The sequence below is a fragment of the Dactylosporangium darangshiense genome (assembly GCF_039537565.1).
GTDB lineage: Bacteria > Actinomycetota > Actinomycetes > Mycobacteriales > Micromonosporaceae > Dactylosporangium > Dactylosporangium darangshiense.
Map to the genome: position 1 here is coordinate 26,016 of NZ_BAABAT010000074.1, position 10,689 is coordinate 36,704.

7 protein-coding genes are annotated in these 10,689 nt (G+C 68.4%); all 7 read left to right on the forward strand.

From position 1 onward, the window contains the following. Positions 1-203 precede the first annotated feature (203 nt). The 7 genes from ABD901_RS54595 to ABD901_RS54625 all read left to right on the forward strand — a co-directional run bounded on the left by ABD901_RS54595 (position 204) and on the right by ABD901_RS54625 (position 10,002). Positions 204-1,658 (forward strand): APC family permease, encoded by a 1,455-nt coding sequence (locus tag ABD901_RS54595; RefSeq protein ID WP_345143296.1) that lies wholly within the window; start codon positions 204-206, stop codon positions 1,656-1,658. A gap of 283 nt (positions 1,659-1,941) precedes the next feature. Next, positions 1,942-2,568, forward strand: a complete 627-nt coding sequence (locus ABD901_RS54600) for a hypothetical protein (RefSeq protein ID WP_345143299.1) — start codon at positions 1,942-1,944, stop codon at positions 2,566-2,568. Beyond that, on the forward strand, positions 2,565-3,893 hold the full coding sequence (locus ABD901_RS54605; protein ID WP_345143302.1) for a histidine decarboxylase: 1,329 nt from the start codon (positions 2,565-2,567) through the stop codon (positions 3,891-3,893). The genes ABD901_RS54600 and ABD901_RS54605 overlap by 4 nt, the downstream gene beginning before the upstream one ends. A 224-nt stretch (positions 3,894-4,117) precedes the next feature. Beyond that, positions 4,118-4,888, forward strand: coding sequence for an SDR family oxidoreductase (locus tag ABD901_RS54610; protein WP_345143305.1), 771 nt, complete (start codon positions 4,118-4,120; stop codon positions 4,886-4,888). A 357-nt stretch (positions 4,889-5,245) separates the two neighbouring features. Further along, entirely contained in the window at positions 5,246-6,772 is a 1,527-nt protein-coding gene (locus ABD901_RS54615) for a ricin-type beta-trefoil lectin domain protein (protein ID WP_345143308.1), read from the forward strand. 91 nt (positions 6,773-6,863) lie between these two features. Further along, positions 6,864-7,685, forward strand: coding sequence for a ricin-type beta-trefoil lectin domain protein (locus ABD901_RS54620; RefSeq protein ID WP_345143311.1), 822 nt, complete (start codon positions 6,864-6,866; stop codon positions 7,683-7,685). Between the two features lie 130 nt (positions 7,686-7,815). After that, entirely contained in the window at positions 7,816-10,002 is a 2,187-nt protein-coding gene (locus ABD901_RS54625; RefSeq protein WP_380139953.1) for a bifunctional polysaccharide deacetylase/glycosyltransferase family 2 protein, read from the forward strand. Positions 10,003-10,689 lie beyond the last annotated feature (687 nt).

The following is a 10,689-nucleotide window of genomic DNA, read 5'->3' on the forward strand; positions in this document are numbered from 1 at the left end:
GACTGCTTCGGATCCAGCTCGACGACGGGCCAGGCGCGGCTGCTGGTAGGCGACGAGCGGCTCTGGCGGCGGGGTCCGAGGCGGCCGGGCCGATGGTCGGTGGTGTCGATGAGCCGGGACGCGCTTCGCGGCCACCGGCGACGGTGCACCAACCCCCGGGGTACCGGCGACGCCGGGGCTGACCCGAGCCGGGCGGTGCGCGGGTGAGCGCGGTGGGGTTGGCGCGCCGGCGGATGAACGGCGGCATGCTGTGGTTGTACGAGGTCGGGGCGTCATCGCCGATGGCCGTGGTGGTCGGCGGGGTCGTGGCGATGTACCAGACCGGTGTGGTCGGGGTGCCGACGGCCTTCCTGCTCGTCGGTGCGGCGCTGGGGCTGCTGGTCATCGGGTACATTGCGATGAGCCGGCACGTGGAGCATGCTGCCCCGGGTTACGCCCTGCTGGCGCACGGCCTCGGCGCGCGGTGGGGGTTGGTCGGCGCGGTGCTGGCCCTGGCCTCCTACAACGCGATTCAAATCAGCCTGTACGGCCTGTTCGGTGTGACCCTCGCCGGCCTCGTGGGCGGGCATTGGTTGGTCTGGGCCGGAGCCGCGTGGCTGTTGATCGCGGTGGCCGGGGTGGTGAACGTGGCGGTGAGCACGTGGGTCGTCGCGGTGGTGCTGTGCGCTGAGCTCGGCACGATCAGCGCGTTCATTCTGGCCGCGTTTACGCACCCCGCGGGCGGCAGTATCGGGTTCGCGCCGCTGGGCGTGGACGCGTTGTGGCATGACGGTCTGGGTGGCGTGTTGACGTTCGCGGTGGCGGCGTTCGTCGGGTTCGAGACCGCGCCGGTGTTCGGTGAGGAGGCCAAACACAACCGCAGCGTCATGCGGGCGACGGTCGGCGTGTTGTGTTTTCTGCCGCTGTTCTACGGGCTGGCGGCATGGGCGATCCCGGTTGCGGTCGGCACCGACCAGGTGGTCGACGTCGCCCGGGATCCGGAGTCGGGGTTGCCGTTCGTGGTGCTGGACCGCGCCTATGGTTCCGGTTTGGCCCTCATTGCCACGATGCTGCTGGTGACGAGCATCCTCACCGCCATGCTGTCGTTTCACGGCACGGTCGCCAGGTACGTGTACGCGATGGCGCGGGAACGCGTGCTGCCCGGCTGGCTGGCCGGCGTCGGCACCGGCGCACGAGCCGGGGCGCCGGTCGGCGGGTCGGTGACGCAATCCGTTGTGGCGTTCGTGGTGCTGGGGCTGTTCGCGGCGGCCGGAGCGGATCCGGTCGCGGTGTTGTTCACCTGGCTGTCCGCGGGGGCGGCGCTGGGCGTGCTGGTGATGCTGTGCCTGATCTCGGTGTCCGCGGTCCTGTTCTTCCGTGCCGGCCGGGGCGGGCACGAGTCGGTGTGGGTCCGTACGATCGCGCCGGTCCTCGGCGTCATCGCCGGGGTGGGCGTGATCGCCGTGGTGGTCGCCAACCAGGCGCTGCTGCTGCAGGTGGCGTCGTCGTCGCCGTTACAACTGCTCCTCCCGGCGCTGGTCGTGGCGGCGGTGGCGGCGGGACTGGTCTGGGCTGCCTACCTGAAGCGGTCGACGCCGCAGGTCTTCGCCAGTATCGGGCACGGCCGGCCGGACCCGCTCGCACAGCCCGAAGCGAGATTGGCTGATCTGGATGTCTGAGTCACGCCGCGCCGCCGTACACCGCGTGGACAGCGCGACCCCGCCGGCCGGGCGGCATCCGGGCTGGCCGCCACCGGGGCCCGCAACTGGTGACCTCAGCCATCGCGAAGCGGGGCGTCGCTGGCTGCGTAGCGTGCCATCGCCCACCGCAGGCGAGCCCGACCAACGGTCGGCGGTCAGATATCCCGCGACATCGGCGCCGCCGCAGACGGAGGCGTTCGCCGAGGGGTGGCGGGAGGTGTGGGCGGATCTGCGGGTCCAGGTGGTGACCAGGCTGCGGTGGATGAACATTCACCACGCAAAGTGGGCGTGGGACAAGCGCGTGCGTGACCCGCTCGCGCCGTACGGCTTCGCGTTCTTCTGCTACGACTCCGGCCGCGGCCGGTACGAGCTGCGTACAGCTACCCGGCTGTTTCTGCGCGGCGACGCGCTGCACCCGCTGCCCCGGCTCGTCTACGAGATGACCCAACAGGTCGTGCAGTGCCAGCGCGACGGCGTCGACCCGTTGATCCGGTTGACCGACCGGCGTGAACCGGTGTCGCCCGAAGGCCGGTTCCTCGGTGTCGGGGTGTCGAGCCTCGACAGCCGCTGGCAGTCGTGGACGGTCACGCAACGCCATGCCGGCGGCGTGCTGGACGTGCCGGGCCGCTGCCTGGCCGTGCTCAACGAGGGCACCTCCATGGTCATCGACCGTGGTGCCCGGGAGCAATACGACCAGTTCCGCGTCCGCAGCACCGGCGAACTCGATGTCACACCCGGGCAGCGGGCCGTCGACTGGCGGCGGGCAGCCGGCATCGACGAGCTCCTCGATGGACACCCACCACTCGGCGGCGAGGACCGCCAGGCCGTCGGCGACGCGTTGACGCTGCTGGTGGATCTCGCGCGGGTCATCGCGGCGGCCCGGCCATGAACACATCAAACCCGGCGCCCGTCCCCGCGCCGGAGCCGACCGGGAATCCGATGACGCTGGCCCGGCTGGACAAACTCCGTGCCGACATCCGTGATCGAGCCGGGACGAACCTGGGGTTCCCGGACGCCACCGACCTTGACGTCGCGGCGCTGCTGCCGCTGGCCGGTACGCTACTCAATAACGTGGGTGCGCCGTTCGGGCCGGTCGGCCCGTACCGCAACCACACCAAGGCATTCGAACTGCATGTCGTGCAGCAGCTTGCCGATCTGTTCCACGCTCCGCTCGACGACCGGTGGGGCTACATGCCGGCCGGCGGTACCGAAGGCACGCACTGCGCGCTCTGGCTGGCCCGGACCAGGTTCCCCGACGCGGTGGTCGTGTGTTCCACAGCGGCGCATTACAGCGTGGCCCGGATCGCCGACATGCTGCGCATGCCGCTGCTGACCGTCCCGACCGACGACCGCGACGAAATTTCCTATGACCAGCTCACCATGCTGCTCCGCCGCCACCGGCGCCGCTCGCGCCGCAACACACCGGTGGTCGTCGTCGCCTCGATCGGTACCACCATGACCGAGGCTATCGACGACGTCGCAAAGATCCACACTGCGCTCGACGCCGCCGCCGTTCCCGCGGAACTACGGTGGGTCCACGCCGACGCGGCGCTCGCCGGGATCCCCCTGGGCCTGCTCGACCGAGCCGACCGGCCCGCGTTCGACTTCGCCGACGGTAGCACCTCGATCGTTGTGTCTGGCCACAAGTTCCTCGGCGTCCCCACACCATGTGCAGTCCTGATCGTGCGTGACTCCGCCCGGCCCGGCCACCACTCCGCGTCTCCCAGTGCACCCGACACCGTCCACGGCCGGCATATCGACTACACCGGCAGCCTGGACACCACCGTCGCCGGTTCACGGTCCGGGCACGCGGCGCTGATGGCCTGGTGGGCGCTGCAAACCTGGGGCCTCGACGGGCTGCGTCACCGCGCCCGGCAGGCCCGGGAACTCGCCGCCGCCACCACTGCGCGGCTGCACGACATCGACTGGCCCGCGTGGCGGCACCCCCTCGCCTTCACCGTCGTCATGGACCGCCCACCCCAACCAGTTCTCGACCGATGGCCACTGGCCACCAGCAATCACCGTGCACACCTGATCTGCATGCCCGGCAAGACCATGGCGATGGTCGAACATTTCATCGCCGACCTGCGCCGCGCCGCCGGCGCAGCCACCGCCGTTGCCGTTGCCGCGGTGCGTACCGTTCCGCCGTCGCAACGGCACGGCTCCGCGTTGGCGCCCATCGCGACGTCGCAGGACGGCAGCGCCTCATGCTGACCGCCAGACGATGCAACCCGGCGCTCGGACCAGGCGCCTCGTCACACGGACCGGTGGTCCCTGCATCGCCCTGCAGCCGCGCGGCTGCGCGGCCGTGCCCGCTGCCGGACTCCCGGCGATGACCGCTCCGAAAAGGGAACGCGGCCACGCACGGCGGTAGCCCGGCTACATTGCGAAAATGATCGCGATGCCAGCGACAGGCACAGTCACCGGAAGGGGCAGCCATGACGTCAACGGACCCGTCACCGGTCGGCGGCCGCAGCACAGCTTCCGCGCTGACCGGCAAGACGGTGGTGATCTTGGGAGGGAGTTCCGGCATCGGCCTGGAGACTGCGCGGCAGGCACGAAACGCAGGAGCCAGTGTCGTCATGACCGGTCGGAACGCCGGGCGGCTCGCTGTGGCGGCCGAGCAGATCGGTCCTGACCGGACCGCAACCTTCGACGTCACCGACCACGATGCTTTGGTGAGCTTCTTCGCCACGTTCCGGGAACCGATCGACCACCTCATGGTCACCGCCGGCGGTCCCTACTACGCGCCGCTCGCCGACATCGACCTACGCGCGGCGAGCGCCGCGTTCCACCAACATGTCGGCGTGATGATCGATGTCGCTCAGCTTGCTGGGACGAAAATCCGCGCGGGCGGGACCATCATTTTGATGGGCGGTACAGCTCCCCGCCGCCCCGAGGTGGGGCTGATCGTCCCGGCCGCGGTCAGCACCGGACTGTCGGCCGCCGCGGCGACCTTGGCACTGGAGCTGGCCCCGGTACGTGTGAACGTCATCGCCGCGGGTTTCGTCGACACCCCACTTTCGGCGATGCTCGTCGGTGAGCGCTTGGAGGCGCGCCGGCAGGAGTTGAGCGAACGGCTGCCGATCCGGCGGGTGGTCGAGGCCGGCGACGTCGCGGCCCTGGCAGTTCACCTGATGGTGAATACAGCGCTGACTGGCGCCACCTTTGACATCGATGGAGGCCAGCAGCTGGTCGCCGGGCTTTGACCGCCGGCCACGGGCAGCGATAGTTCACGCACGGTGGCTCGGTGGGTGTGGCCCTACCTGGCCGTGGCCGGATGGTCAGCGACCAATTCCCATCAGCGTAAGGATTCCGGGTCGTTTCGTGTTGAACCGGTCGGGGCTGCGTCTCGTTGTGCAGGCTGACCAATGGACGCCCACGGAGATTGTAACTGTGCGATGACACTGAAACCCGCTGGCCGGAACCGATTGTGGCTGCGCGTTCGTGCCCTGCGGACGCGGCTGGGCGGCCGAGCAACGCTCGGCGCTCTACGCCGGAGGTCAAAGGCTCAGGTCATCGTTGCGGCGGTCGTACTCGTGCTCTGCAGCCTCATCGTCGGGTTGATGGCGTATCTTGACCCGGGCCGGCGGCCGGATCGGACAGGCCCCACCGGCACTCCCGGCGCCCCGGTTCCGGCCACCTTGGTCGCGGCGATCGGTCGGTCCGCACGCTCTTGTCCGACGCTGACCGCACCACGGCTCGCAGGCCAACTGATGACCGCTTCGGGTTTCGACGTTGAGGCCCGCACCAGCGACGGCGGGCTCGGCGTGGCCGGGCTGACCGACGAACTGTGGCAGCAATGGATTCCCTGGCCCGACGCGCCGCGGATGGACGCGACGGCCAACATTGCGGCGTTGGCTCACCACATGTGCGACCTCGCCGGCAAGCTTCGCCAGTCCGGTGCCAATGACGTCCTGCTGTGGAAACTCGCCCTTGCCGCGCACCAGGCCGGACTTCCCACGGTGCTGGCAACCAACGCGACGCCGGTGTCGGCGGCCCGTTACGTCGACACCGTCGTCGAGTACGCGACCTGGTACGCCCGGCAGCCCGAGTTTCGCGGCAGCGTCGTTGGCGAATCGGCTGCGGATGCGGCGACGGTCAGCGCGGACCCGCGCCCGATACCCGACGAATTCGTGGACGCTGTCGTGTCCGCCGGAACGCGCTGTCCCGCGATCAGCGCACCGCGGATCGCCGCGCAGCTGATGGCATCCTCCGGTTTCGAACCGAACATGCTGGGCGGCGACGGCGGCCAGGGCATTGCCCAGTTCCGGCCCGCTGTGTGGCAACGCTACGGCACCGCCGGCCAGTCGCCGTGGGATCCGATGGCGGCGATTCCCACGTTGGGACGCGCGATGTGCGGGCTCACCGAGGAGATGTCCAAGCTCGCGCCCGACCCCTATCCGGTCGCCCTCTCGACATTCTGGTTGGGATTGGTTGATGTCCAGGAGTCGAGTAGCGCCCCTGACCTGCCGAACGCCCAGGAGTATGCCAGCCGGGTACTCCAGTTCGTCGACTACTACGCTCAGTTCCTTCAGCTCGGCGGCGAGTCTACGTCGGGCAACCAGACGTCGCCGGGTGCCAATGCGACCCCATCGACGCCCGCTGGCTCTGTGTCATCGGCGCCGACCAGTCGGGGCCCTGGCGGTGGCTCCCCGCCGGCCACGACGGTCCGGCCGGGGGGAGGTGCCGCGCCGTCGCCGTCGGTCACCGGATACATGATCTGGGGGTATCAGGGGCGGTGCCTCACCGTGCCGGGGGGCGTTGCCAAGGACGGGGTGCAGTTGGAGATGCGGGACTGCACTGGTGGGTCCGGGCAGTGGTGGACCCCGGCGGACAACGGTTCGCTGCGTTCGCTGGGCATGTGCATGGATCTGGCCGGGGCCGATGACGCGGACGGCACCAATGTTCAGTTGGTTCGGTGCAACGGGGGCTGGGCGCAGCGGTTCGCCGTCAACAGTTCTCACGACCTGGTCAATACGGTGGCCAAGAAATGTGTGGATGTCCGGGGATGGAATTCCGCGAGCGGGGCGAAATTGCAGTTGTGGAGTTGCACCGGCGGGGACAACCAGAAATGGTTCATCAAGTATTGACGTTCGCTAGGACCGGGTTTCCGGCGCGGTGCGGTAATCGAGTGTTCGCCGACCGGTGGGATGACCGGACATTTCCGCCAAGGGGGCGATTGTGACCGTCGAAAGCCCTCTTTCCGGCGACGCAGCCGAGTTGACCCACGTCGCGTCCAAGCCCGACCCGGTCTTCGTCGACCAGAGCGGCAAGCGCAGGCGCCGGATTCGTTTTGGGTTCTATGCCGTCGGTGGTGCGGGCCTCACCTATGCCGCACTGATCATGGTAAGTCTCGCCGGCGGTCCGCTGACCCCGGAGGCGCTGGTGCCGTTCCCCGACCTGGTGAACCGGCCAGAGCCCATCATGACCCAGAAGGCGCCCGCCGTCGCTGCCCACTCCGTCTCTGCGCTGCCCCCGGTCGACCCGAGCCGGAACGGACGCACCCGCACGCCCGCTGGCTCTGTGTCATCGGCGCCGACCAGTCGGGGCCCTGGCGGTGGCTCCCCGCCGGCCACGACGGTCCGGCCGGGGGGAGGTGCCGCGCCGTCGCCGTCGGTCACCGGATACATGATCTGGGGGTATCAGGGGCGGTGCCTCACCGTGCCGGGGGGCGTTGCCAAGGACGGGGTGCAGTTGGAGATGCGGGACTGCACTGGTGGGTCCGGGCAGTGGTGGACCCCGGCGGACAACGGTTCGCTGCGTTCGCTGGGCATGTGCATGGATCTGGCCGGGGCCGATGACGCGGACGGCACCAATGTTCAGTTGGTTCGGTGCAACGGGGGCTGGGCGCAGCGGTTCGCCGTCAACAGTTCTCACGACCTGGTCAATACGGTGGCCAAGAAATGTGTGGATGTCCGGGGATGGAATTCCGCGAGCGGGGCGAAATTGCAGTTGTGGAGTTGCACCGGCGGGGACAACCAGAAATGGTTCATCAAGTATTGACGTTCGCTAGGACCGGGTTTCCGGCGCGGTGCGGTAATCGAGTGTTCGCCGACCGGTGGGATGACCGGACATTTCCGCCAAGGGGGCGATTGTGACCGTCGAAAGCCCTCTTTCCGGCGACGCAGCCGAGTTGACCCACGTCGCGTCCAAGCCCGACCCGAACTTTGTCGGCAGGAGCATCAAACCGTTCGGCCGCTGGATTGTTACCGCTATCCTGCTCGGAGTTTTCTCCAGCGTGCTGCTGGTCGAGGCCTACGTCAACGCCGGATTCGTCTCCGACCACGCGATCCCGCCAGGCGCCTACGACACGGTGCCCGACACGATCCTGCAGGGCGGGCCGATCATCGACACCACCCGGGGCGCGGTCCGCTCGTTCCACCTTCCGAACAGAACGATTGCGCTCACCTTCGACGACGGACCCGACCCCACCTGGACCCCCCGCATCTTGCAGGTGCTGCGCCGCCACCGGGTCAACGCGACCTTCTTCGTGGTGGGAGCGCAGGTCAGCAGGCACCCACAGTTGGTCGAGCAAATGTTCCGGGCCGGTGACGAGGTGGGCATCCACACCTTCACCCACCCACGTCTGAGCGAACTGCCACGCTGGCGCCAGCATCAGGAATACTCCCAGACCCAGATGGCCATCGTCCGGGCCACCGGTCACAAAGCCGCGCTGGTGCGACTGCCCTACTCCTCCACCGCGGACGCGATCGACGACGCGAACTGGGACCTGATCCGCGACACCGGACGGCTCGGATACATCAACGTCATGACCGAGGCCGATAGCCGTGATTGGGAGCGCCCGGGGACCGACGCCATCGTGCGCAACGCGATCCCACCAGACGGCAAGAGCGCAACGGTACTGCTGCACGACGCCGGCGGTGACCGCATGCAGACCGTTGCCGCACTCGACAGGCTCATCCCATTGCTGCAACAGCGGGGGTACACGTTCACGACGGTTTCCGATGGGCTGCGCAAGACATTGACCAACCCGCAAGCCGGAGCCGGGCCGGCCGTCATCGGCAACCCGCCGGCGTCCGCGGCCGACGAGCGACAAGGCTTCGCGCTGGTCACGGTGATTCAAATAGCGGACGAGACCATGTCGCTGCTGTTCGTGCTGTTCATCGCCGTCGGCGCGCTGACCGTGGCACGTACCTTCGCCCTGTTCGCACTCGCCGGCAGACACGCCCGGCGACGACGCTCGGCGACGTGGAGTTGGGGGCCGCCGGTCAACGAACCCGTCACGGTCATCGTTCCCGCATTCAACGAGCAAGAGGGCATCGAGGCAGCCGTACGATCCCTCGCCGGCGGCGACTACCCCGGCGGGATCGAGGTCGTGGTCGTCGACGACGGATCCACCGACGACACCGCCGGGATCGTCGAACGGTTGCAGCTGCCCAACGTACGGGTGGTGCGGATCCCGAACGGTGGCAAGCCCAACGCGCTCAACGTCGGGATGACGCTCACCGACCACGACATCGTCGTCATGGTCGACGGCGACACCGTGTTCGAGCCGGACTCCGTACGCCATCTGGTGCAGCCATTCGCCGACCCGAACGTCGGAGCGGTCGCGGGCAACGTCAAAGTCGGCAATCGCACCAGTGTGGTCGCCCGCTGGCAACACATCGAATACGTCATCGGCTTCAACCTCGATCGCCGCCTGTACGACGTGATGCGCTGCATGCCGACCGTACCGGGCGCGATCGGTGCATTCCGTCGGCAGGCGCTGCTCGAGATCGGCGGGATGAGCGACGACACCCTCGCCGAGGACACCGACGTCACGATGGCGTTGTGCCGTAACGGTTGGCAGGTCGTGTACGAGGAGCGGGCCCGTGCCTGGACCGAGGCTCCGGCGACGCTGCGGCAGCTCTGGCTGCAGCGGTACCGGTGGAGCTACGGCACCATGCAGGCGATGTGGAAGCATCGGTGTTCCGTGGTCGAGCGCGGGCCGTCGGGCCGGTTCGGCCGGGTCGGGCTGCCGTTGCTGGCGCTGTTCGGGATCCTTCTGCCGCTGCTCGCCCCGATCATCGACATCCTGCTCGTGTACGGGCTCTTGTTCACCAACCGCATCGAGACCGCCGCAGCCTGGTTGGCGATGCTCGGTCTGCAGGCGTTGGCCGCCGTCGTTGCATTCCGGCTGGACCGCGAGAAGCTCACGCCGCTGTGGGTGCTGCCGCTGCAGCAGTTCGTCTACCGCCAGCTGATGTACCTGGTGCTGATCCAGTCGCTGGTGACCGCGTTGACCGGGGCGCGGCTGCGCTGGCACAAACTGCGGCGCACCGGCTCGGCCGGTGTGGCGGCGCCAGTCTCCCGTGCGTAGTCATTCAGGCCAAGGGACCCATGTCGTTCCGGCGGAGTGCCCAGCGGGCCACGGTTCGCGCATGAGATGGGTCGTGTGTGGCTGGTTGGCCGGGGACCGGTCGGATGTCCCGTCACGACGTCATTGAGGGTTCGGCTCCGGTTCGGCGTTCGTGTCTGCCGGGGCTGAACCGTGCGCCGTCGGTGCACGTCGTGGCTCTGGGGGAGGACTGTCCCGCGCACGCCGGAGCGGCTTACGTGGGCTGGGAGATCGAAAGGCCACGACGCGGTGACTGAGGGGCAGTGATCGGGGGGAGGTGCGGCAGATGCACGGGCGTTCCAGGCCCGATGATGCGGTCGATCGACGACGTCGTCGACCGGTCCGCCGTCCGGCGTCGTGCCGTCGTCATGTTGGTGATCGTATTCGGATGTGCCGCGGAGATGCGGAGATGAGGAACCGGCCGGTCCGGGGTCGGGGTCTTGGGTTCGGTGGGTTGGTGTGAGTGTTTCGGGGCTGCACCGGGTTGTTTCGGTGTGGCCTTTTGTTGTGGTTCCTGTCGTGTGTTTTGTGGCGTGTTTCGGTGTGTGTTTTGGTGTGGTTGGTTGGGGGGTGTGGTGCGGTGGGTTTGGAGATGCCGGATGATTTGGCGCGGTTTTTCAATTGGTTGACCGGGGATGTGTTTCCGGGGTCGGATGAGGATGCGGTGAA